We start from the raw sequence: 22,951 nt of genomic DNA, 5'->3' as shown, positions 1-22,951 counted from the left end.
CATGTCGATACCCAGCCGTGCCGCGCTCGTCGAGCACCTCGTCCGTACCCGAATCGCCGGCGACGTCGCGACGCCCCGCGAGAACAACCTCTCCCACTACCGCAAACTCGCGAACGGCGACCGCCACTACTGGCTGGGCCTGGAGCTCGGCGACCGCTGGACCGACGAGCAGGACGTGCTCGCCGTGATGGCCGAGCGCTGCGGCGTCAGCGACGACGCCGAGCACCGCCAGGGCCAGGACACCATCGACCCCGAGCTGACGGTCGACGCCCTGGACCGGATGGCCGCCCGGCTGCGCAAGGCCGCCGCCGGCAAGGAGCGCGTCCTCTTCGCCACCGGCCACCCCGGCGGACTGCTCGACGTGCACCGCGCCACGGCCGCCGCGCTGCGCGCCGAGGGCTGCGAGATCGTCGTCATCCCGGCGGGCCTCACCGCCGACGAGGGCTTCGTCTTCCAGTTCGCCGACGTGGCCGTCCTGGAGCGCGGCGCGACGCTGTGGCACACCCACTCCCCGGAGCCGATGAACGCGATCCTGGACGGGCTGCTGCGCGAGGAGCGGCCGTTGCCGGATCTCGTCGTCGCCGACCACGGCTGGGCCGGCCGTGCGGGCCAGCGCGGGATCGACTCCCTCGGCTACGCGGACTGCAACGACCCCGCCCTGTTCATCGGCGAGGCGGAGGGGACCGTACAGGTCACGGTCCCCCTCGACGACCACGTGACCAGCCCGCGGTTCTATGACCCGTTGACGGCTTACCTGCTCGATGCGGCCGGGCTGGGGGGATAAGCCCGTCCGGCGTTTGAGGACGAGGAAGGCCGAAGGCCGCGATCAACGGCGCCCCGGCGTGGGGTCCAGGTACACCCGGCTCACAGCGGGAAAGCGGGCCTGGATCCGCTGCGCCATCCGGTCGCAGGCCAGCTCGATGTCACCGGCGGTGGACACGTCACGGAAGTTCACCTTGGCGGCGACCATCGCCTCCTTCGGGCCCTGGAGCAGGGTGGTCAGTTCGAGTACGTCCACCACGTGCGGGTCCGCGAGGAGTTCGGCCCGCACCGCCGCCCGGATGGGCGCGGGCAGCGGCCGCCCGATGAGCAGCTCCGCGTTGGCGTGCCCGAGCACCCAGGCGACGTACACCAGCAGCACGCCGATGCACAGCGACGCGACGCCGTCCCACACGCCGGAGCCGGTGAGCTGGCCGCCGAGCAGCCCGCCCGCGGCGAGGACGAGGCCCGCGAGCGCGGCCGAGTCCTCCATGACGACGGCCTTCACGGCGGTGTCGGGCGTGTGCCGCAGGTAGTGCTTGACGTGCACGCCGAAGCGGTCGGCCTCGCCGCGGGCCTGCTTGAGGCCGGTGCGCAGGGAGTAGCCCTCCAGGAGGAAGGCGATGCCGAGGACGATGTACGAGACGAGCGGGTCGCCCGGTTCCTCGCCGTGCGTGAGGGTGTGGACGCCGTCGTACACGGCGAAGACGCCACCGCCGACGAACGTGGCGACGGAGGCGAGCAGCGCCCAGATGTAGCGGGCGCCGCCGTAGCCGAGCGGATGGTCCTCGTCGGCCGGCCGCCGCGCGCTCTTCAGCGAGACGAGCAGCATCAGCTCCGTGACGGTGTCGGCCACGGAGTGCGCCGCCTCGGACAGCATCGCGCTGGACCCGCTGACGACACCGGCGACGGCTTTGGCGACGGCGATGCCGAGGTTGGCGACGGCGGCGACGAGGACGGTGAAGGTGCTTTCGGCGGCGGTTTCAGCCATATTCAGGCAGTATGCCGGATTGAGGGCCGCGGAGCGGCCGGAACCTCAGCTCCTAGGGACCCGCCTACCCCCGGAGGGAACCTCAGCTCCGGGGCACCCGGACCACACCTTCCTGAATCACCGTCACGGCCAGTCGCCCGTCCGCCGTCCAGATCCGCCCCTGCCCCAGGCCCCGCCCGCCCCCGGACGAGGGCGACTCCTGGTCGTACAGGAGCCACTCGTCGGCCCGGAACGGCCGGTGGAACCACATCGCGTGGTCCAGCGAGGCGCCGACGACGTCCCCGACGGCCCACCCCCCGCGCCCGTGGGCGAGCAGCACGGAGTCGAGCAGCGTCATGTCGGAGACGTACGTGGCGAGGCAGACGTGCAGCAAGGAGCCCGCCTCGGCCCCGCCGAGCTTGCCGTTGGTGCGGAACCAGACCTGGGAGTGCGGCTCCCGGGGCTTGCCGACGCTGGCCCACGGCGGCGCGTCGGCGTAGCGCAGGTCGACGGCGGCGCGCGCCTCGATGAGCCGCCGCGCGACGTCCGGCGGCAGGTCGCGCGGCAGGGCTTCGGCGGCCGTGAGCAGCGTCTCCGGGTCGGGCGCCGCCGGCATCGCGTACTGGTGCTCGAGCCCCTCCTCGTACGTCTGGAACGACGCCGAGAGGTGGAAGATCGGCTGGCCGTGCTGCACGGCGACGACGCGCCGGGTGGTGAAGGACCGGCCGTCGCGGATGCGGTCGACGGTGTAGACGATGGGCGCGCCGGGGTCGCCGGGCCGCAGGAAGTAGGCGTGCAGGGAGTGCGCGGGCCTGTCTTCGGGGACGGTGCGGCCCGCGGCGACGAGGGCCTGCGCCGCGACCTGCCCGCCGAAGACGCGCGGCACCAGGGCCGAGCGGCTCACGCCCCGGAAGATGTTCTCCTCGACCCGCTCCAGGTCGAGCAGGTCGAGGAGATCCTGAAGTTCCTTGCCCATGCGCGCGGTTACAGCCCCATCGACTTGGCGATGATCATCTTCATGACCTCGCTGGTGCCGCCGTAGATGCGGTTGACGCGGTTGTCGGCGTACAGGCGGGCGATCGGGTACTCGTTCATGAAGCCGTAGCCGCCGTGCAGCTGGAGGCAGCGGTCGATGACGCGGTGCGCGACCTCGGTGCAGAAGAGCTTCGCGGACGCGGCCTCGGCCGGGGTCAGCTCGCCCGCGTCGAGGGCTTCCAGGGCGCGGTCGGCGACGGCCTCCGCGGCGTCCACCTCGGCCTGGCAGGCGGCCAGTTCGAACTTGGTGTTCTGGAAGGAGGCGACGGACTTGCCGAAGACGGCGCGCTCCTGGACGTACTCCTTGGCGAACCGCACGGCGGCCTTGGCCTGCGCGTAGGCGCCGAACGCGATGCCCCAGCGCTCGGAGGCGAGGTTGTGGCCGAGGTAGCCGAAGCCCTTGTTCTCCTCGCCGAGCAGGTCCTCGACGGGGACCTTGACGTCGACGAAGGCCAGCTCGGCGGTGTCGGAGACCTTCAGGCCGAGCTTGTCGAGCTTGCGGCCGACCGAGTAGCCCGCCGCCTTGGTGTCGACGGCGAACAGGGAGATGCCGAAGCGGCGGTCGTCCTCGCGCGGGGCGGAGGTGCGGGCGCAGACGATCACGCGGTCGGCGTGCACGCCGCCGGTGATGAAGGTCTTGGCGCCGTTGAGGACGTAGTGCGTGCCGTCGTCGGAGAGCTTGGCGGTGGTCTTCATGCCCGCGACGTCGGAGCCGGTGCCCGGCTCGGTCATGGCGAGCGCCCACATCTCCTCGCCGGAGACGAACTTCGGCAGGAAGCGCTTCTTCTGCTCGTCGGTGGCGAGCATCTCGATGTACGGCAGGCCGAGCAGCACGTGGACGCCGGAGCCGCCGAAGGAGACGCCCGCGCGGGCCGTCTCCTCGTACATGACCGCCTCGAACTTGTGCGAGTCGATGCCCGCGCCGCCGAACTCCTCGGGGACGCGGATGCCGAACACGCCGAGGTCGGCGAGCTTGTAGTAGAAGTCGCGGGGCGCCTGGCCCGCCGCGAACCACTCGTCGTACACCGGCACGACCTCGGCCTCGATGAAGGCCCGGACGGTCTCCCGGAATGCCTCGTGGTCCTCATTGAAAACAGTTCGGCGCACGGCTTGGACTCCCTCTGGCGACGGCGCATACTAAGCGCTTGCTCAGCCCGAGGTTACCGGGCGGTCACTGTGACCGTCCAGAGCCAGAACTGTCACCTGCGTCTCCCTTGGAGGCCGCCTCCAGGGCGCCATGCGCCAGCCGCCGCAACAGCCCCGCCATCGCCTCCCTGCCCGGCAGCGCCCCCGGCCGCCCCAGGTGCGGGGTCGAGTTCAGCAGACCGAACACCGCGTGCACGGACGCCCGCGCCTCCGCCTCCGCAAGGCCCGGGTAGACGCCGCGCACCGCGGACACCCACAGCTCCACGTACCGCCGCTGCGAGGACCGCACCAGCTTGCGGTCACTGTCCCGCAGGCGATCCAGCTCACGGTCGTGGAGAGTGATGAGGGGCCGGTCGTCCAGGGCGAAGTCGATGTGCCCCTCGATGAGCGAGTCGAGCGCGGCGCCGGGCGACCCCGCGGCCTCCGCGGTCCGCCGCTCGCCGCCCCGCAGCAGTTGCTCGCTGATCCCGACGAGGAGTTCGGCGAGCATCGCGTCCTTGCCCGCGAAGTGCCGGTACAGGCCAGGACCGCTGATCCCGACGGCCGCCCCTATCTCGTCCACGCCGACGCCGTGGAAGCCGCGCTCGGCGAAGAGCCGAGCGGCTTCCTTGAGGATCTGCTCACGGCGGGTGGGGGCGTCGGTCCTGGTGGCCATGGAGGCAATTCTAGACAGGGCGGTTAGCGCTCGTTAACCTGAGCGACATACGTTAACGCTCACTAACAGTGGGAGCACAGCGGATGCAACAGGCACCAGTCCTCGCGAGCGCGGCCGACCCCGCCTCGGACGCCTGGCGGTCGAACGAGGCGGCGCACCGCGCCCTCGCCGACGAGCTGCGCGGCAAACTCGCCGCGGCCCGTCTCGGCGGCGGCGAGCGCGCCCGGCAGCGGCACGTGGCGCGCGGCAAGCTGCTGCCGCGCGAGCGCGTGGACGCCCTCCTCGACCCCGGCTCGCCGTTCCTCGAACTGGCACCGCTCGCGGCCGACGGGATGTACGGCGGCGACGCCCCGGCCGCCGGCGTCATCGCGGGCATCGGCCGGGTCAGCGGGCGCGACTGCGTGATCGTCGCCAACGACGCGACGGTCAAGGGCGGGACGTACTACCCCATGACGGTCAAGAAGCACCTGCGCGCGCAGGAGGTCGCCCTCGAGAACCGGCTCCCCTGCATTTACCTGGTGGACTCCGGCGGCGCCTTCCTGCCCATGCAGGACGAGGTCTTCCCCGACCGCGAGCACTTCGGGCGGATCTTCTACAACCAGGCGCGGATGTCCGGCGCGGGCATCCCGCAGATCGCGGCGGTGCTCGGCTCCTGCACGGCCGGTGGCGCGTACGTCCCCGCGATGAGCGACGAGGCCGTGATCGTCCGCAATCAGGGCACGATCTTCCTGGGCGGCCCGCCCCTGGTGAAGGCCGCCACCGGCGAGGTCGTGACCGCCGAGGAGCTGGGCGGCGGCGAGGTCCACTCGCGCGTCTCCGGCGTCACCGACCATCTCGCCGAGGACGACCCGCACGCCCTGCGCATCGTCCGCACGATCGTCTCCACGCTCCCCGCGCGCGGCGCCCTGCCCTGGGAGGTCCGCCCGGTCGAGGAGCCGAAGGTCGACCCGCTGGGTCTGTACGGCGCCGTGCCGACGGACTCCCGCACCCCCTACGACGTACGCGAGGTCATCGCCCGCGTCGTCGACGGCTCCCGCTTCGCGGAGTTCAAGGCCGAGTTCGGGCAGACCCTCATCACCGGCTTCGCGCACATCCACGGCCACCCCGTGGGCATCGTCGCGAACAACGGCATCCTGTTCTCCGAGTCCGCCCAGAAGGGCGCCCACTTCATCGAGCTGTGCGACCAGCGCGGCATCCCGCTGGTCTTCCTGCAGAACATCTCCGGCTTCATGGTCGGCAGGGACTACGAGGCCGGTGGCATCGCCAAGCACGGCGCGAAGATGGTCACGGCGGTGGCCTGCACCCGCGTACCGAAACTGACCGTCGTGGTTGGCGGCTCCTACGGAGCGGGCAACTACTCCATGTGCGGCCGGGCCTACTCGCCCCGGTTCCTGTGGATGTGGCCCAACGCCAAGATCTCCGTGATGGGCGGCGAGCAGGCCGCGTCCGTCCTCGCGACCGTCAAGCGCGACCAGCTCGAAGGTCGCGGCGAGCAGTGGTCGCAGGAGGACGAGGAGGCCTTCAAGGCCCCGGTCCGCGCGCAGTACGAACAGCAGGGCAGCGCCTATTACGCCACGGCACGGCTGTGGGACGACGGCGTCATCGACCCGCTGGAGACCCGCCAGGTGCTCGGCCTGGCCCTGACCGCGTGTGCCGGGGCGCCCTTGGGCGAACGCGGCTTCGGCGTCTTCCGGATGTAAGGGACTACTGACTCATGACGATGTTCGACACGGTCCTTGTCGCCAACCGGGGCGAGATCGCCGTCCGCGTCATCCGTACGCTGCGGGCGCTCGGTGTCCGTTCGGTGGCCGTCTTCTCCGACGCCGACGCGGACGCCCGGCACGTGCGCGAGGCCGACACGGCGGTGCGGCTCGGCCCCGCCCCGGCCGCCGAGAGCTACCTCTCGGCCGAGCGGCTCCTCGCGGCCGCCGCCGCGTCCGGCGCCCAGGCCGTCCACCCCGGCTACGGCTTCCTCGCCGAGAACGCCGCCTTCGCGCAGGCCTGCGCGGACGCCGGGCTCGCCTTCATCGGCCCGCCCGCCACCGCCATCGACCTGATGGGCGACAAGATCCGCGCCAAGGAGACCGTACGGAAGGCCGGGGTGCCCGTCGTCCCCGGCTCCTCCGGAAGCGGCCTCACCGACGCCCAACTCATCGACGCCGCACGGGAGATCGGCACTCCCGTACTCCTGAAGCCCTCCGCGGGCGGCGGCGGCAAGGGCATGCGCCTGGTCCGCGACGAGGCGCTCCTCGGCGAGGAGATCGCCGCCGCCCGGCGCGAGGCCCGCGCCTCCTTCGGCGACGACACCCTGCTCGTCGAGCGCTGGGTCGACCGCCCCCGGCACATCGAGATCCAGGTACTCGCCGACGCCCACGCCAACGTCGTCCACCTCGGCGAGCGCGAGTGCTCCCTCCAGCGCCGCCACCAGAAGATCATCGAGGAGGCGCCGAGCGTCCTCCTCGACGAGGCGACGCGCGCCGCGATGGGCTCCGCCGCCGTGGAGGCCGCCCGCTCCTGCGGTTACGTCGGCGCGGGCACCGTCGAGTTCATCGTCCCCGGCGACGACCCGTCCTCGTACTACTTCATGGAGATGAACACCCGCCTCCAGGTAGAACACCCCGTCACGGAACTCATCACGGGGCTCGACCTGGTGGAATGGCAACTCCGCGTCGCCTCCGGCGAGCGCTTGCCCTTCGCCCAGGACGACATCACCCTCACCGGCCACGCCGTCGAGGCCCGCATCTGCGCCGAAGACCCCGCGCGCGGGTTCCTCCCGTCCGGCGGCACGGTCCTCGCCCTCCACGAGCCCTCCGGCGCCGGCGTACGCACCGACTCCGGCCTCAGCGAGGGCACGGAGGTCGGCAGCCTGTACGACCCGATGCTGTCCAAGGTCATCGCGTACGGCCCCGACCGCGCGACGGCCCTGCGCAAGCTGCGGGCGGCTCTCGCGGAGACGGTGACGCTGGGGGTGCCGACGAACGCGGGGTTCTTGCGGCGGTTGCTGGCGCATCCGGCGGTGGTGGCAGGGGAGTTGGACACGGGGCTGGTGGAGCGGGAGGCCGAAAGCCTCGTGACCGCGGATGTTCCGGTGGAGGTGTACGGGGCCGCCGCGCTGGCGCGACAGCAGACCCCGGAGGAACTGAACCGGTGGCGGGACCCGTTCTCCGTACCCAGCGGATGGCGGCTCGGCGGCGAAGCGGCGTGGACGGTGCACCACCTGCGGGTGTCCGGGCACGACCCCGTGGTCGTACGCACCCGCCCCGGTGCCGGCGGCACCGAGATCCAGCTCCCCTCCGGGGAAACGGCCTGGGGGCCCGGGGGCTCGCCCCCAGTTTCGGGAAGGGGCGGGCTTGGGGAGCCCCCGGCAGGGACCACCAACGTCGCCCACCCCACCACCGTCACCCTCCACCACAAGGGCCGCACCCACACCTTCCACAGCACCGGCACCTGGCTGGGCCGCGAGGCCGACGCCTGGCAAGTCCAGGACCACGACCCCGTGGAAGCAGCCCTCACCGGCGCAGCCCACGCGGGCGTGGACGCCCTGACGGCCCCCATGCCCGGCACCGTCACGGTCGTCAAGGTGGCGACCGGGGACGAGGTGACCGCGGGCCAGAGCCTGCTGGTCGTAGAAGCGATGAAGATGGAGCACGTCATCTCCGCCCCCCACGCCGGCACCGTCACCGAGCTGGACGTCACCCCGGGCACCACGGTCGCCATGGACCAGGTCCTGGCCGTGGTGACCCCCGCGGAGGAGGACGAGTCATGACCGAGGAAACACCCCGCACCCCCCTCCCCATGGTCGTACCGACGGAGGACCTGCCACCCCACGTCCGCATCCACGAAGTGGGCGCGAGAGACGGCCTGCAGAACGAGAAGGCGACGGTCCCCACGGAGGTCAAGGCGGAGTTCATCCACCGCCTGGCCGACGCGGGCCTGACCACGATCGAGGCGACGAGCTTCGTGCACCCCAAGTGGGTGCCCCAACTGGCGGACGCGGAGGCCCTGTTCCCGCTGCTCGACGACCTGAGCGGCACCAAGGGCGTGCACCTGCCGGTCCTGGTCCCGAACGCCCGCGGCCTGGACCGCGCTCTGGCGTTGGGCGCCCGCCACGTGGCCGTGTTCGCCAGCGCCACCGAGTCGTTCGCGAAGGCCAACCTGAACCGCACGGTGGACGAGGCGCTCGCGATGTTCGAGCCGGTGGTGGCGCGGGCGAAGGAGGCGGAGAGCGCGCACGACCAGGTGCACGTCCGCGGCTACCTCTCCATGTGCTTCGGCGACCCGTGGGAGGGCGCCGTACCGATCGCGCAGGTCGTCCGCGTATGCAAGGCGCTGATCGACATGGGCTGCGACGAGCTGAGCCTCGGCGACACGATCGGCGTCGCGACGCCCGGTCACGTACTCGAACTGCTCGCCGCCCTCAACGAGCAGGGCGTGCCGACGCACCGCGTCGGCGTGCACTTCCACGACACGTACGGTCAGGCGCTCACGAACACCCTCGCGGCGCTGCAGCACGGCGTGACCACCGTGGACGCGTCCGCGGGCGGTCTCGGCGGCTGCCCGTTCGCCAGGAGCGCCACCGGAAACCTCGCCACCGAAGACCTCGTGTGGATGCTTCAAGGCCTCGGCATCGAGACCGGGGTCGACCTGGGCCGTCTCACCGCCACCAGCGTGTGGATGGCCGACCAGTTGGGCCGACCGAGCCCGTCCCGCACCGTGCGTGCCCTCTCCCACAAGGAGCAGTGAGAACGATGGACCACCACCTCTCCCCCGAACACGAGGAACTGCGGCGCACCGTCGAGGCGTTCGCGCACGACGTGGTCGCGCCGAAGATCGGTGACTTCTACGAGCGGCACGAGTTCCCGTACGAGATCGTGCGCGAGATGGGCCGCATGGGCCTGTTCGGCCTGCCGTTCCCGGAGGAGTACGGCGGCATGGGCGGCGACTACCTGGCGCTCGGCATCGCCCTGGAGGAGCTGGCGCGCGTCGACTCCTCCGTGGCCATCACCCTGGAGGCGGGCGTCTCCCTGGGCGCCATGCCCCTGCACCTCTTCGGCACCGAGGAGCAGAAGCGGGAGTGGCTGCCGCGGATGTGCTCGGGCGAGATCCTGGGCGCCTTCGGCCTGACGGAGCCGGACGGCGGCTCGGACGCGGGCGGCACCCGGACGACGGCCCGCCTGGACGAGGCGACGGACGAATGGGTGATCAACGGCACGAAGTGCTTCATCACCAACTCCGGTACGGACATCACGGGCCTGGTGACGGTGACGGCGGTCACCGGCCGCACGGCCGACGACAAGCCCCTGATCTCCTCCATCATCGTCCCGTCGGGCACGCCGGGCTTCACGGTCGCGGCGCCGTACTCGAAGGTCGGCTGGAACGCGTCGGACACGAGGGAACTCTCCTTCGCCGACGTGCGGGTCCCCCGCGCGAACCTCCTCGGCGAACTCGGCCGCGGCTACGCCCAGTTCCTCCGCATCCTGGACGAGGGCCGTGTCGCGATCGCCGCCCTCGCCACCGGCCTTGCCCAGGGCTGCGTGGACGAGTCGGTGAAGTACGCCAAGGAGCGCCACGCGTTCGGCCGCCCCATCGGCTCCAACCAGGCCATCCAGTTCAAGATCGCCGACATGGAGATGAAGGCCCACACGTCCCGCCTCGCCTGGCGCGACGCGGCGTCCCGCCTGGTCTCGGCCGAACCCTTCAAGAAGCAGGCCGCCCTCGCGAAGCTGTACTCCTCGACGGTCGCCGTGGACAACGCCCGCGAGGCCACCCAGATCCACGGCGGCTACGGCTTCATGAACGAGTACCCCGTGGCCCGCATGTGGCGCGACTCCAAGATCCTCGAAATCGGCGAGGGCACAAGCGAGGTCCAGCGCATGCTGATCGCCAGGGAACTCGGCCTCACCAGCTAGGCGACACCCTCACGCTGCCGCGCTCACCCTCAAACGCCGGACGGGCTGTTCCTACCCCGTCCGGCGTCCCTACTGGCGTGTCATAGACGTGCCCGTCGGGGCGGGCGCCGCCACTTCACTCCGCCCCCGGCCCCCGCCCCATCAACTCCCTGACCACCGCATCCGCCGGCACCCCCCGCGCCCGCTCCAACACCACCCCCACAGCCTTCAGATCAGCCCGCACCTGCTCGTCCTTGGCCCCGGCCCGCTCCGCCAGCTCGCCCACGAGGGCAAGGCCGAGGGCGACGTCCTCGTCGGTCACCACGAGCTTCTCGTCCTCGACGAGTTTGCCCGCGCGTTCGATCAGGGCGGCTGCGCGGCCTGCCAAGCGTTCGTCCTCCAACAGCACGGCGGCTACGGGGAGTTCGACCCGTTCGATGAGCGTGATCCACTCGCGGCCGGGCTCCGTGGTCGCGAGTTGTTCGTCGCGGACGCGGCGCAGCGCGTCCACCTCGGTCTGGCGGCCGAGCAGGCGTACGCCGATCAGGTCGAAGGCGCAGACGCTCTGCTGGGCCAGGGCCAGTACGCCCGCCTTGGCGTCGCGTTTGATGAGGGTGGGGTCGCGGGGGTGGAAGGAGTCCTCCAGGGTTTCCACTCGTGGGCCCGTCTCGATGGTGAAGCCGTACGTCTTGTGCAGCGCGGGCTGCGCGATGTGGCGGCTGTAGGCGTAGTCGCTCTGGGTGCCGGTGGTGGCGTACAGCGCACGGCCCGTCTGGGGGGTGTACGCGCGCCCGCGCACCGCCGCGATCGCCTCGACGACCCGGCCCGCGACCGTCGAGAAGCGGAGCAGGTCGCGGGGGGTGATGTACTCCCGGTAGCCGGGGACGGCGAGGGGCGCGCAGGTTCCGGTGGGCAGGCCCGTGAACCGCTGTGCCGGGTCGTCGGTCTGGCTGTGGGCGTGGCCCCACGGGTAGAGGACGAGCTCCGAGAAGGAGTGCACGTCCACGAAACTGTGGATGTGCCGGGTGTCGAGCAGGTGCTTGACGTTGCGGGTCTCCGGCTCGGAGAACGCGCCGGAGCCGACGAAGACCTCGCTGCAGGGGCTGCACGAGGTCTGCCCCTCCGTCACGCCCCAGACGAAGTCCGCGTTGCGGTTGAGGTCGACGCCGTCGCACGGGGTCCCCGGGTTGTCACGGAGGTTGCCGCGCCACATGTTGTCGACGGTCATCACCCGGTGGCGTCCGTCGGGGTTGACACAGGGGACGATCCATACGTCGAGGCTCTCCAGGACGAGCTTGACGTCCAGGGCGGTCCAGGTCCGGCCGCCGTACACGACGGGAGTGCCGTTCAGGTAGCTCGTGACGAGGTCGACGGCGAGTTCCACCAGGGCGTCGGGGTTCATCAGCTCGCGCGCGTGGGTGCCGCCCACCATGAGGACGCCGCGGCGGTTCCCACCCGGGCCCCCGCGCAGTCGCAGGGCGAACACGGGGCGCCCCTGGAGGGAGGGCTCGGGCAGTTGGGTCCTCGTACACAGCTGTGGGAACGACGTCGCGAGCTGCGAGATCACCGAGTCGATCTGGGCGACCGTCCGGTACATCACGCACCCCCCGCCCGCTGGATTCCCTCAAGCCGCTCCTCCAGCCAGCGCCTGACCGCCTCGTCCTGCTCCACCAGTTCGGCGGGCAGGGGCCGCACGGGGACCGGCGCGTGCAGATGGACTTCGTAGCCGCGTTCAAGGAGCCGGCGGCACTCGTCCGCGGTGACGAGCACCCGGACCGCGCCCTCCGGATCGGGGATCCGGTCCAGGTCCAGGTCGGCGACGCCGCGCAGGTCGCGGTTCGCGGCGCCGGGGTGGACCGTGGCGTCGAAGCGTTCGGTCGGTTCGCGCATGCCCGCCTCCCGGGATGACCCGAAGGATCTCGCCAAATCCGACATTCCACCGTTACCGACGATGAGGCGACGCGGATCCGCTGTCAACGCCGGCGCCACAACCGGTGGTCACCGCCTCCGGAACCCCGAGCCGGGCCGGACCCCCGAGCGCCCGGCGCCACCTCGGCCGAGCCGGGGCCACCTCGGCCGAGAAGGAAGGTTAGGTTAACCTAAGCACGACTTCCGGCCAGCCGCCCCGTACGAAAGCAGAGACCCCCATGCCCCACAGCCCCCGCAAGCCCTCGCGCCGCGGCATCCTCGCTGCGGGCGGCGCCCTCGGCCTCACCGCCGTCCTCGCCGCCTGCGGGGACGAGAAGGCCGACAAGAACGGCTCGGGCAGCGGCGCGAAGGACGGCGGCGGCGCCTGGTCGTTCAAGGACGACCGCGGCACGACGGCCAAGACGGACGCGACGCCGAAGAACATCGTGGCGTTCACGGGCGTCGCGGCCGCGCTGTACGACTACGGCGTCGAGGTCAAGGGCGTCTTCGGCCCGACGAAGACCAAGGACGGCAAGCCGGACGTCCAGGCCGGCGACATGGACATCAGCAAGGTGACGATCCTCGGCAACGCCTGGGACCAGTTCAACATCGAGAAGTACGTGGGCCTCCAGCCGGACGTCCTGCTCTCCACGATGTTCGACGACAAGGGCACCCTCTGGTACGTCCCCGAGGCGTCCAAGGACAAGATCCTCAAGCTCGCCCCCAGCGTGGGCATTTCCGTGTACGACCGCCAGATGACCAAGCCTCTTGAGCGGCTGCTCGCGCTCGCCGAGTCGCTCGGCGCGGACGTGAAGGCGGACAAGGTCGTCAAGGCGAAGAAGCGCTTCGAGGCCGCGGCCGAGCGGCTGCGCAAGGCCGCGAAGTCCCGCCCGGAGATCAAGGTCCTCGTCGGCTCCGCCAGCCAGGACATCTTCTACGTGTCCGGCTCCAACCTCTCCGCCGACCTGGAGTACTTCAAGGCGCTCGGCGTGAACATCGTCGAGCCGTCGGCGGCCGCCCTGAAGGAGAGCGGGGGCTGGTTCGAGAACCTGTCGTGGGAGAACGTCGACAAGCACAAGGCCGACGTCATCATGATGGACAACCGCACCTCCGCCATCCAGCCGGCCGCCCTCGCCGAGCAGAAGCCCACCTGGGAGAAGTTGCCCGCCGTCAAGGCCGGCCAGGTCATCCCGCGCGTGACGGAGCCGATCTACTCGTACGCCAAGTGCGCGCCGATCCTTGAGGACCTGGCGGAGGCCATCGAGAAGGCGAAGAAGGTTTCCTGACGCAGAACCGCGTCGTGAGCCGTCCGTCTGCGTCAGCAGGCGGGCGGCTCTTTGCGTCGCGGGGGAGACCGGAGAGACAAGGGAAATGGACTTAGGTTAGGCTAACCTAAGTTCCACATCGCGCCCCCGGGCCCTCCCTGCTGTGCCCTACTCCCGGGGGCGCGACCAAGTCCCCTCACCTGGAGGACCGTTCATGCGCTCGCACCTGCTCAACGACACCACCACGGAGCGGTACCGCGCCTCCGTGACCGAAGGAGTCGAGCGGGTGGCGGCCAGAATCGCCACCACCTCCCGCCCGTTCACCGGCGTCACCGCCGACACCCTCTCCCCCCGCGTCGAGGCCGTCGACCTCGACACCCCGCTGCACGACACCGTCGCCGCCCTCGACGAACTCGACGAGCTGTATCTGCGCGACGCCGTCTACTTCCACCACCCGCGCCACCTCGCCCACCTCAACTGCCCGGTCGTCATCCCGGCCGTGCTCGGCGAGGCCGTCCTGTCCGCCGTGAACTCCTCCCTGGACACCTGGGACCGGTCCGCTGGCGGCACCCTCATCGAGCGCAGGCTCATCGACTGGACCACCGAGCGCGTCGGCCTCGGGCCCGCCGCCGACGGCGTGTTCACCTCCGGCGGCACCCAGTCCAACCTGCAGGCCCTGCTGCTCGCCCGCGAGGAGGCCAGGACGGACTCCCCCGCCCGGCTGCGCGTCCTCGTCTCCGAGGCCGGACACCTCAGCGTCCAGAAGGCGGCGAAGACGCTCGGCCTCGGACAGGACGCCGTCGTGGTGATCCCCACCGACCGCGACAAGCGCATGCAGATCGTCGCGCTCGCCCGCGAGCTGGCCCGCCTCGACGAGCAGGGCCTCGTCCCCATGGCCGTCGTCGCCACCGCGGGCACCACCGACTTCGGCTCCATCGACCCGCTGCCGCAGATCGCCGACCTCTGCGCGCGGTACGGGACGTGGATGCACGTCGACGCCGCGTACGGCGGCGGCCTGCTCGCCTCGCGCACCCGGCGCCACCTCCTCGACGGCATCGAGCACGCCGACTCCGTCACGGTCGACCACCACAAGTCCTTCTTCCAGCCCGTGAGTTCGTCGGCGCTCCTTGTCCGCGACGCGGCCGCGCTGCGCCACGCCACGTACCACGCCGCAGACCTCGACCCCCGGCGCGCGGCGCAGGAACGCGTCCCCGACCAGGTCGACAAGTCCCTCCAGACGAGCCGCCGCTTCGACGCGCTGAAACTGTGGATGACGCTGCGCGTGATGGGCGCGGACGCCCTCGGCGACCTCTTCGACGAGGTGTGCGCCCTGGCCACCCGGGGCTTCGACCTGATCGGCGCCGACCCGCGCTTCGCCGTCATGGCCGAGCCGCAACTCTCCACCCTCGTCTTCTGCTACATCCCGGAGGCGATCTGCGACCCGGCGGCCATCGACCGCGCCAACCTGTACGCCCGCAAGGCCCTGTTCGCCTCCGGCGACGCCGTGGTCGCGGGCACCAAGGTGGGCGAGCGCCAGTTCCTGAAGTTCACGCTGCTCAACCCGGAGACCTCCGCCGCCGACATCGCCGCCGTCCTCGATCTCATCGCCGGCCACGCCGAGCAGTACCTGGGAGAGAACCTTGACCGCGCCTGCTGACCGTACCGGCGTCGGCACGCTCACCCTGCGCCCCCTCGATCCTTTCCCAAGCTCTCAACTTCGTTCGAGCAGGGGAGACCCCATCACCGACACCGAGATGGTGCACGCCTGGGTTACCCACCCCAAGGCGGCCCTGTGGCTGCCGCAGCACCCGACGCTCCCGGACATCGAGCGCGAGTACATGGGCATCGCCGCCTCCGAGCACCACCACGCCTTCGTCGGGCTGCACGACGGGGAGCCCGCGTTCCTGATGGAGCGCTACGACCCCCGGTACGTCAAGCTCGTCGGCCTGTACGAGCCCGAGCCCGGCGACGTCGGCCTTCGCCTGCTCGTCGCCCCCACCGACAAGCCGGTGCACGGGTTCACCCGGGCGGTCGTCACCACGGTGATGGAGCACCTGTTCGCCGACCCGCGCACCCACCGCGTCGTCGTCGGGCCCGATGTCACCGACACGGCCGCGCACCACCTGGACGAGAGCGTGGGCTTCGTGCCCGAGCACGCGATCGACAAGCCGGAGAAGCACGCCCTGCTCAGCTTCTGCGCCCGGGAGCAGTTCGAGGCGGCAGGTGTACGAGAAGCGGTGGCGGCACGCCACCCGGCGACCGCCCTCCGCTGATCGGGACCCTCAAGAACCCGATCACCTGAGACCGGGTGGGGCTCCGCGGACGGTCCCGCGGAGCCCCACTCACCTATGCCGGGGTCTACTTCGTGGGCCAGGGCACCTGCGGCGACTTGTAGTAGTTGATGCCGAGGGCGTCCCAGCGCGGGGCCTGCTCCGCGAGCCGGGTCTTGTACGTGTCCCAGTCGTGCGTGGACGCGGGCGACCAGCCGAGCTCGGCGATGCCGGGCAGCCGCGGGAACGTCATGAAGTCCAGTTGCGCGGGCGTGGACAGGGTCTCCGTCCACAGCGGCGCCTCGACGCCCAGGACCGAGTCCGCCGGGGCGCCTTGCAGATACGTGCCCGGGTCCCAGTCGTAGGAACGCTGCACCTCGACATAGCCGGCCCAGGACAGGCCGAGCGGGGTGTCCTTGTGGTACTTCATGTCGAGGTAGGCGCGGTCGGCCGGGGAGACGACCAGTTTGGTGCCGTTCTTCGCCGCGTTCACGACCTGGTCGCGCTCGGCCTGGCCGGTGCGGTCGTAGCCCCAGTACTGGGCGACGGCGCCCTTGACCGGGTTGGCGCCGGCCAGCTGGTGCCAGCCCATCACGCCCTTGCCGTACTTGGTGACGACGGGCTGCACCTTGTCCATGAACGTCACGAAGTCCTCGTGGCTCGTGGAGTGCGCCTCGTCGCCGCCGATGTGCACGGTCCCGCCGGGCGTGAGCGCGGCCAGCTCCCGGACGACGTCGTCCACGAACTTGTACGTCACGTCCTTCTTCACGCACAGCGAGCTGAAGCCGACGGCCGTGCCGGTGTACAGCGGCGGCGCGACGCCGTCGCAGTTCAGTTCGGCGTACGAGGCGAGCGCGGCGTTGGTGTGGCCCGGCATGTCGATCTCCGGGATCACCTCCATCTGCCGGGACGCCGCGTAGGCGACGATCTCCTTGTACTGGTCCTTGGTGTAGTAGCCGCCGGGGCCGCCGCCGACCTGCGTGGAGCCGCCGTAGGTGGCAAGGCGCGGCCAGGAGTCGATGGCGATGCGCCAGCCCTGGTCGTCGCTCAGGTGCAGATGCAGCTTGTTCATCTTGTAGAGCGCCAACTGGTCGATGTAGCGCTTGACATGCTCGACGGGGAAGAAGTGCCGGGACACGTCCAGCATCGAACCGCGGTAGGCGAAGCGCGGCTTGTCCTTGATGGTGCCGCCCGCGACCCGCCACGGCCCCGGCTGCTTGGTCTTCTTCTCGACGGCGACGGGCAGTTGCTGCCGCACGGTCTGCACGCCGTGGAACAGGCCGGTGGGCGACCAGGACGTGATGGTGAGGGAGCCGCGCTTGGAGATCACGCGGTAGCCCTCGCTGCCGAGGACCTTGTTCTCCGGCTCGGCGCTGAGGCGCAGCCGGATGCCGTCGCCGCCCGAGCGGTCGGTGACGGGGAGGCGGTAGCCGGTGGAGGGGCGCAGGACGCTCGCGAGGTATTCGCCCACGCGGCGCTCCTCGGGGCGGTCGCCCACGCGTATGCGGGTCTTGGAGGTGATCTCGAAGCCGGGTCCGCCCGGTTCGGCCTTCATGGGCACCGGCACGATCCGGCCCAGGGGGACGGGCTCGGCGCGAGACGTGGCGGAACCGGGGGTGGCCGGGCCGGAGGTGGCCGCCGACGACGCCGTACCGGCGGCGGCGATCAGCAGGAGTGATCCGATGACACAGGCAGTTCTGCGGTGCTGTCTCACAAGCGGGTCCCTTTCGCCGGGCAACGCGGATGTGACGCAGTCGAACCGTCACCATGCGTACCGCGCACCCCAGACCGGGTCAAGGTGTAGACCACCTGGCCGCGGCCGCGGTGCGAGAATCCCTCCATGGCGGAAATCATCCAACGTGACGGAACCTGGACCTTCGACGGAGAGACGCTTCGGCTCGTGCCGGGCCGCGACAAGGCCGTCTCACTGCTGCGCAAGACGCTCGGTGAACTCACGCTGCCGCTCGCGGCGTTGGCGGGCATCGCCTTCGAACAGGGCAAGAAGAGCGGCCGACTTCGGCTGCGGCTTCGCGACGGCGCGGACCCGCTGCTCCAGGCGAGCGCCGGCAAGCTCGCGGACTCCTCCGACCCGTACCAGCTGACCGTGGAGTCGGACCGCTACGGCGTCGCGGAGTACGTGGTCGAGGAGGTGCGCAACGCGCTGCTCCTGGAGCAGGTCCCCGCCAAGGGCTGCGAGAGCTATCTGCTGCCGGGGCCCTCGGTGCCGCTCCAGGTCGCCGCCGGTGACGCCACGGTGAGCTTCGACGGGGAGAACATCCGCCTGGAGTGGAACTGGAAGACGGAGGAGGCCAAGGCCGCGTCGGGCACCCGCTCGATCGCGCTCGCCGACGTCGCGGCCGTGGAGTGGCAGCCCGCCATCGGCCTGGAGAACGGCTACCTCCGCTTCACCGTGCGGAACTCCCCCACCAAGGCCCCGCCGAAGTACGACCCGAACTCGGTCGAGCTGTGGGGCTTCAAGAAGGACCCGCTGATGGCGCTGGTCGCGGCGGCCGTGCAGGCCCGCCTGCCGCACCCGGCCGCCGCCGCGAAGCCGGCGCTCACGCAGGAGCCCTCCGCCGCGGACGCGCCCCCCGCGGCCATCGCCGCCGAGGACGATCACGACGCGCTCCTGCGCCGCCTGCGCGAGCTGGGCGAGCTGCGGCAGAGCGGTGTCCTGACCGACGAGGAGTTCGCGGCGGCCAAACAGGCGGTCCTGAAGCGGATGTGAAGGGTTCCATGGCCCGATAAAAGTACGGACCAAGCCGTTCCTGCCCGATATCGGGCAGGATTCTTGCGAAAGCCCCCTTCGTACTCCAGGATCAACGGGTGCACGAAGAACTTGTCGATCACCTGACCCGGTCCACCTCGCTCCAGCGCGGTGAGGCCCTGCGGGTGATCCAGGACGTGCTCGCCTACTTCGACGAGACCACCGAGCAGTACGTCCGCCGCCGCCACCGTGAGCTCCAGGGTCAGGGCCTGGTGAACACGACGATCTTCGAGCGGATCGCGGCGGACCTGAAGTACCGCGCGGTGGCGCCGCCCGAGCTCACGCTGAGACAGCTGCGGCGCATCGTCTACGGCTAGGCCCACCTGTCCACGTACGAAACCGCCCGACCCGAGGGGACCCTTTATGTGCGGAATTGTCGGATACATCGGCAAGCGTGACGTCGCCCCGCTGCTCCTGGAAGGCCTCCAGCGCCTGGAGTACCGCGGCTACGACTCCGCGGGCGTCGTCATCACCAGCCCCAAGGCCACCGGCCTGAAGATGGTCAAGGCCAAGGGCCGCGTCCGCGACCTGGAGGCCCGCGTTCCCAAGCGCTTCACCGGTACCACCGGCATCGCCCACACCCGCTGGGCCACCCACGGCGCCCCCTCCGACGAGAACGCCCACCCCCACCTGGACGCCGCGGGCAAGGTCGCCGTCGTCCACAACGGCATCATCGACAACGCCTCCGAGCTGCGCGCCAAGCTGACCGCCGAGGGCGTCGAGTTCCTCTCCGAGACCGACACCGAGGTCATCACCCACCTCATCGCCCGCGCCGACGCCGAGAAGCTGGAGGACCGGGTCCGCGAGGCGCTGCGCCACATCGAGGGCACGTACGGCATCGCCGTCCTGCACGCCGACTTCAACGACCGCATCGTCGTCGCCCGCAACGGCTCGCCCGTCGTCCTCGGCATCGGCGAGAAGGAGATGTTCGTCGCCTCCGACGTCGCCGCCCTGGTCTCGCACACCCGCCAGGTCGTGACCCTCGACGACGGCGAGATGGCCACCATCAAGGCCGACGACTACCGCACGTACACGACCGAGGGCTCGCGCACGACCGCCTCGCCGACCACCGTGGAGTGGGAGGCCGAGTCGTACGACATGGGCGGCCACGACACGTACATGCACAAGGAGATCTTCGAGCAGGCCGACGCCGTGGACCGCGTGCTTCGCGGCCGCATCGACGACCGCTTCTCCACCGTGCACCTCGGCGGCCTGAACCTGGACGCGCACGACGCCCGCAAGGTGCGCCGCGTCAAGATCCTCGGCTGCGGCACCTCGTACCACGCGGGCATGATCGGCGCCCAGATGATCGAGGAGCTGGCCCGCATCCCCGCCGACGCCGAGCCCGCCTCCGAGTTCCGCTACCGCAACGCGGTCGTCGACCCCGACACCCTGTACGTCGCCGTCTCCCAGTCCGGCGAGACCTACGACGTGCTCGCCGCCGTGCAGGAGCTCAAGCGCAAGGGCGCCCGCGTCTTCGGCGTCGTCAACGTCGTCGGCTCCGCGATCGCCCGCGAGGCGGACGCGGGCGTGTACGTGCACGCGGGCCCCGAGGTCTGCGTCGTCTCCACCAAGTGCTTCACCAACACCACCGTCGCCTTCGCGCTGCTCGCCCTGCACCTGGGCCGCATCCGCGACCTGTCGGTCTCCGACGGCAAGCGGATCATCGCCGGTCTGCGCCAACTGCCCGCGCAGATCGAGGAGATGCTGGAGCGCGAGGACGAGATCAAGAAGCTGGCGCAGGAGTTCGCCGAGGCCAAGTCGATGCTCTTCATCGGGCGCGTACGCGGCTATCCGGTGGCCCGCGAGGCCTCCCTGAAGCTGAAGGAGGTCTCCTACATCCACGCCGAGGCCTACCCCGCCTCCGAGCTGAAGCACGGCCCGCTCGCCCTGATCGAGCCCGCCCTGCCCACCGTCGCGATCGTCCCCGACGACGACCTCCTGGAGAAGAACCGCGCCGCCCTGGAGGAGATCAAGGCCCGCAGCGGCAAGATCCTCGCGGTCGCCCACCGGGAGCAGGAGAAGGCCGACCACACGATCGTCGTCCCCAAGAACGAGAACGAGCTGGACCCGATCCTCATGGGCATCCCGCTCCAGCTCCTCGCCTACCACACGGCCCTGGCCCTGGGCCGGGACATCGACAAGCCGCGCAACCTGGCGAAGTCCGTGACGGTGGAGTAGTCCCCCGAGGCGCGTGCTCGACGCGCGCACGCGAGTGATCCCCTGTACGTGCCACCAGGCGCACAGGGGATCACTCTTCGAGGGACCGGGGTCGCCCATTACCCCGGCCCGCGCCTGCTCAGCCGGCGGCCGTCACCCCCCGGCCGGCAGGACGCCCGGGGAGCGCCGTCGGCCAGTTGGCCAGGGCGGCCGTCGCGCCGTACCAGGCGAGCAGCCCGCCACCTGCGGCGAACCAGCCGCCCACCTTGGCCAGGCCGTCACTGTCGCCGAACTGCGCGATGGCGAGAAGCAGCAGCGCCACGAACATCAGGGCGTACGTGGTTCGCGTCAGCGTGGAGCCGCCGGCGGCGGCCGCGGTGAGGGTGAGCGCGACGAGCGCGAACAGGAGCAGGAAGAGGCCCGCGGCGTTCGCGGAGACCTGCGCGTCGGCCGAGACGCCCCAGGTGAACCAGAACGCGCCGAGCCCGGCGAAGGCCGTGCCCGTGAACGCGTCGTTGTCGCGGAAGGCCAGGAGTCCGGCGACGAAGAGCGCGATGCCCCCGACATACGTCGCGAGGGTGACCGCGTCGGCGGCGCTCACGCCGTCGATCACTTCGGTGTGACCGAGGCCGAAGGCCAACAGGGTGAGTCCGAGAGCGAGATGGCCGAGTCGGTCCAGGGGTGAGGCCTTGCTTCCCGCGGAGACGTCTTTGTCCACGGCGGGCTCCCTTCGTGCAAGGTGCGGTTGTGCTGCTCCGTCGAGCTGCCGCTGTGCTGCCGCGCGGCGCCGGACCGTGCTGTCCCGGCGAGCGATATGTACCCTTCACAAGGGCGCAAACCACCTCTACGCACGAGTAGATTTATGCGCCGCCACACGGAAGTTGACGCCGTGAAACCCTCATCCCACCTGGCACGAAAGGGCGTTGCGGAAGCGGGCGGCGATCGAAGTGAAGCCCGGCCTCGCGCTACGGAATGACGACCACGGGCCGTTGCGCACGGCGCGCGAGCCGGCCCGCGACCGAGCCGAAGATGCGCCCCACGATTCCGTGCGTCGATCCGACGACGATGGCGTCCGCGGAATACTCCCGGCCGACCTCTTCGAGCTCGTGGCAGATGTCACCGCCGCGCTCGACCAGGATCCAGGGCACCTCGGACAGATACTCGGCGCAGGCCAGCTCGAGGCCGAGGACCTCGGTGCGGTGGTCGGGGACGTCGACGAAGACCGGGGGCTCGCAGCCCGCCCACACGGTGGTGGGCAGCCGGTTGGCGACGTGCACGATGATCAGGCCGGAGCCGGAGCGGTGGGCCATCCCGATGGCGTACGCGAGGGCGCGCTCGCTGGATGTCGAGCCGTCGAAGCCGACGACGACACCGTGCCGGAAGGCGGGATCGCAGGAGTGACGTGGTTCTTCCGCCGCTTGGGGGGTCGCGCTCGGATCGGCGACCTGCCGCTTGCGGTTCGCGGGTTCGGAGAATTCGTGACCGGCCATCGGTGTCTCGGCGAAGGAGTCCTCTGTAGGAGGGTCGGCGTTTTTCAGGTGCGCGGTGTCTCGGGTGCACGCTCGCGTGCACGGGTCGGGCGGCTGGGGCGGTGCCCTGGTGGTGCTGCGCTACAGGGAGCAGGTGGGGCACTGCGGCGATGCGTGTCACCGGACGCGTGTCCGGGAATCATCTTCCCAACCCCTTACCCCCAAGGGTACGGCGGCACTCCTCTCCTGCCCAGGTCCCGCCCGGAACCTGCCCGGGGCATTCCCGGCGCCGTCCGGAACCCGGTACGAGGCCCGTACAAGGCCTCACCGCGGCCGCACGGCGTTCACCGGAGCATGCATGAGCCGGGCCCGGATGGCAATGGCGGCTGCCCCGTACAGGCGGTTTGCGCCCGGTTCGGGAGCGCGCTCCCTTCAGGCCAGTGACCGGCCGGTCGGCCACGCGTTGAACCCGTGAAACCACTCTTTCGGAGACATCCGCAGTCACCCGCCACACCGTGCGAAACCACCGTCCCAGGGAGCACGCCGTGCCAGGACCGCATACCGCCGCCACCGCCGCCCCGACCGCCACTCGCCGCCGCGCCGCCGAGGGGGCGCGCGAGCGCCGGGCCCCCGCGGTTCCCGCGCCCCGGCCCGCCCGG

General features: G+C 70.9%; 20 protein-coding genes. 11 read left to right on the top strand and 9 right to left on the bottom strand.

Translation table 11 applies throughout. From position 1 onward, the window contains the following. The first annotated feature begins 1 nt into the window (after position 1). Positions 2–784 (top strand): phosphatase, encoded by a 783-nt coding sequence (locus IEY91_RS32900; RefSeq protein WP_189176793.1) that lies wholly within the window; start codon positions 2–4, stop codon positions 782–784. A 42-nt stretch (positions 785–826) separates the two neighbouring features. Here IEY91_RS32900 and IEY91_RS32895 read toward each other — a convergent pair whose 3' ends face one another. The 4 genes from IEY91_RS32895 to IEY91_RS32880 form a co-directional block, all read right to left on the bottom strand. Continuing rightward, on the bottom strand, positions 827–1,750 hold the full coding sequence (locus tag IEY91_RS32895; protein ID WP_189176792.1) for a cation diffusion facilitator family transporter: 924 nt from the start codon (positions 1,748–1,750) through the stop codon (positions 827–829). Positions 1,751–1,832: 82 nt separating this feature from the next. Further along, positions 1,833–2,705 (bottom strand): acyl-CoA thioesterase, encoded by an 873-nt coding sequence (locus IEY91_RS32890; protein WP_164324804.1) that lies wholly within the window; start codon positions 2,703–2,705, stop codon positions 1,833–1,835. 8 nt (positions 2,706–2,713) lie between these two features. Further along, a complete protein-coding gene (locus IEY91_RS32885) occupies positions 2,714–3,871 on the bottom strand; it encodes an acyl-CoA dehydrogenase family protein (protein ID WP_189176791.1) in 1,158 nt (385 codons plus the stop codon). 64 nt (positions 3,872–3,935) lie between these two features. Further along, positions 3,936–4,565, bottom strand: coding sequence for an SACE_7040 family transcriptional regulator (locus IEY91_RS32880; protein ID WP_164324801.1), 630 nt, complete (start codon positions 4,563–4,565; stop codon positions 3,936–3,938). Positions 4,566–4,648: 83 nt separating this feature from the next. Between IEY91_RS32880 and IEY91_RS32875 the strand changes: the two genes are divergently transcribed. Genes IEY91_RS32875 through IEY91_RS32860 form a run of 4 tightly spaced genes read left to right on the top strand, consistent with a single transcriptional unit; the run spans position 4,649 to position 10,474 of the window. Continuing rightward, the gene (locus IEY91_RS32875; RefSeq protein WP_164324800.1) at positions 4,649–6,265 is read left to right on the top strand and encodes a carboxyl transferase domain-containing protein; all 1,617 of its coding nucleotides are present in this window, start codon (positions 4,649–4,651) and stop codon (positions 6,263–6,265) included. 20 nt (positions 6,266–6,285) lie between these two features. Beyond that, on the top strand, positions 6,286–8,331 hold the full coding sequence (locus IEY91_RS32870) for an acetyl/propionyl/methylcrotonyl-CoA carboxylase subunit alpha (RefSeq protein WP_189176883.1): 2,046 nt from the start codon (positions 6,286–6,288) through the stop codon (positions 8,329–8,331). After that, positions 8,328–9,308 (top strand): hydroxymethylglutaryl-CoA lyase, encoded by a 981-nt coding sequence (locus tag IEY91_RS32865; protein WP_189176790.1) that lies wholly within the window; start codon positions 8,328–8,330, stop codon positions 9,306–9,308. Before IEY91_RS32870 ends, IEY91_RS32865 begins: the two co-directional genes overlap by 4 nt. Before the next feature lie 5 nt (positions 9,309–9,313). Continuing rightward, complete coding sequence (locus IEY91_RS32860; protein WP_189176789.1) at positions 9,314–10,474, top strand: acyl-CoA dehydrogenase family protein; 1,161 nt, start codon at positions 9,314–9,316, stop codon at positions 10,472–10,474. Positions 10,475–10,589: 115 nt separating this feature from the next. On the opposite strand, the gene IEY91_RS32855 is transcribed toward IEY91_RS32860, so the two are convergent. After that, positions 10,590–12,050, bottom strand: a complete 1,461-nt coding sequence (locus IEY91_RS32855; protein ID WP_189176788.1) for a M14 family zinc carboxypeptidase — start codon at positions 12,048–12,050, stop codon at positions 10,590–10,592. Next, positions 12,050–12,343 (bottom strand): hypothetical protein, encoded by a 294-nt coding sequence (locus IEY91_RS32850; RefSeq protein ID WP_189176787.1) that lies wholly within the window; start codon positions 12,341–12,343, stop codon positions 12,050–12,052. The genes IEY91_RS32855 and IEY91_RS32850 overlap by 1 nt, the downstream gene beginning before the upstream one ends. A gap of 257 nt (positions 12,344–12,600) precedes the next feature. On the opposite strand from IEY91_RS32850, the gene IEY91_RS32845 reads away from it, so the two are divergent. The 3 genes from IEY91_RS32845 (at position 12,601) to IEY91_RS32835 (ending at position 15,899) form a co-directional block, all read left to right on the top strand. After that, positions 12,601–13,647, top strand: a complete 1,047-nt coding sequence (locus IEY91_RS32845) for an ABC transporter substrate-binding protein (RefSeq protein ID WP_189176786.1) — start codon at positions 12,601–12,603, stop codon at positions 13,645–13,647. A gap of 193 nt (positions 13,648–13,840) precedes the next feature. After that, on the top strand, positions 13,841–15,283 hold the full coding sequence (locus IEY91_RS32840) for a pyridoxal phosphate-dependent decarboxylase family protein (protein WP_189176785.1): 1,443 nt from the start codon (positions 13,841–13,843) through the stop codon (positions 15,281–15,283). Further along, positions 15,267–15,899: a GNAT family N-acetyltransferase gene (locus IEY91_RS32835; RefSeq protein ID WP_373288070.1), complete on the top strand. Its 633-nt coding sequence runs from the start codon at positions 15,267–15,269 to the stop codon at positions 15,897–15,899. Before IEY91_RS32840 ends, IEY91_RS32835 begins: the two co-directional genes overlap by 17 nt. An 85-nt stretch (positions 15,900–15,984) precedes the next feature. Here IEY91_RS32835 and IEY91_RS32830 read toward each other — a convergent pair whose 3' ends face one another. Next, positions 15,985–17,610, bottom strand: coding sequence for a beta-N-acetylhexosaminidase (locus IEY91_RS32830; protein ID WP_189176784.1), 1,626 nt, complete (start codon positions 17,608–17,610; stop codon positions 15,985–15,987). A 126-nt stretch (positions 17,611–17,736) separates the two neighbouring features. Here IEY91_RS32830 and IEY91_RS32825 point away from each other — a divergent pair, with 126 nt between their 5' ends. The 3 genes from IEY91_RS32825 to glmS all read left to right on the top strand — a co-directional run bounded on the left by IEY91_RS32825 (position 17,737) and on the right by glmS (position 20,844). Continuing rightward, on the top strand, positions 17,737–18,624 hold the full coding sequence (locus IEY91_RS32825) for a DUF4429 domain-containing protein (RefSeq protein WP_164324788.1): 888 nt from the start codon (positions 17,737–17,739) through the stop codon (positions 18,622–18,624). Positions 18,625–18,722: 98 nt separating this feature from the next. Beyond that, positions 18,723–18,980 (top strand): hypothetical protein, encoded by a 258-nt coding sequence (locus IEY91_RS32820; protein ID WP_164324787.1) that lies wholly within the window; start codon positions 18,723–18,725, stop codon positions 18,978–18,980. A 46-nt stretch (positions 18,981–19,026) separates the two neighbouring features. Next, on the top strand, positions 19,027–20,844 hold the full coding sequence (gene glmS / locus IEY91_RS32815; RefSeq protein ID WP_189176783.1) for a glutamine--fructose-6-phosphate transaminase (isomerizing): 1,818 nt from the start codon (positions 19,027–19,029) through the stop codon (positions 20,842–20,844). 118 nt (positions 20,845–20,962) lie between these two features. Here the strand turns inward: glmS and IEY91_RS32810 are convergent, their stop codons facing one another. Both IEY91_RS32810 and IEY91_RS32805 read right to left on the bottom strand, forming a co-directional pair. Further along, positions 20,963–21,541, bottom strand: coding sequence for a GPR1/FUN34/YaaH family transporter (locus IEY91_RS32810; RefSeq protein ID WP_189176782.1), 579 nt, complete (start codon positions 21,539–21,541; stop codon positions 20,963–20,965). 247 nt (positions 21,542–21,788) lie between these two features. After that, positions 21,789–22,313 carry a universal stress protein gene (locus IEY91_RS32805; RefSeq protein ID WP_030360002.1) on the bottom strand — a complete coding sequence of 175 codons (525 nt, stop codon included), beginning with the start codon at positions 22,311–22,313 and terminating at the stop codon, positions 21,789–21,791. Between the last annotated feature and the right edge of the window lie 638 nt (positions 22,314–22,951).

Origin of the sequence: Streptomyces lasiicapitis (genome assembly GCF_014646335.1) — a bacterium.
Lineage (GTDB): Bacteria > Actinomycetota > Actinomycetes > Streptomycetales > Streptomycetaceae > Streptomyces > Streptomyces lasiicapitis.
This window is presented reverse-complemented; position numbering and strand designations above follow the sequence as displayed.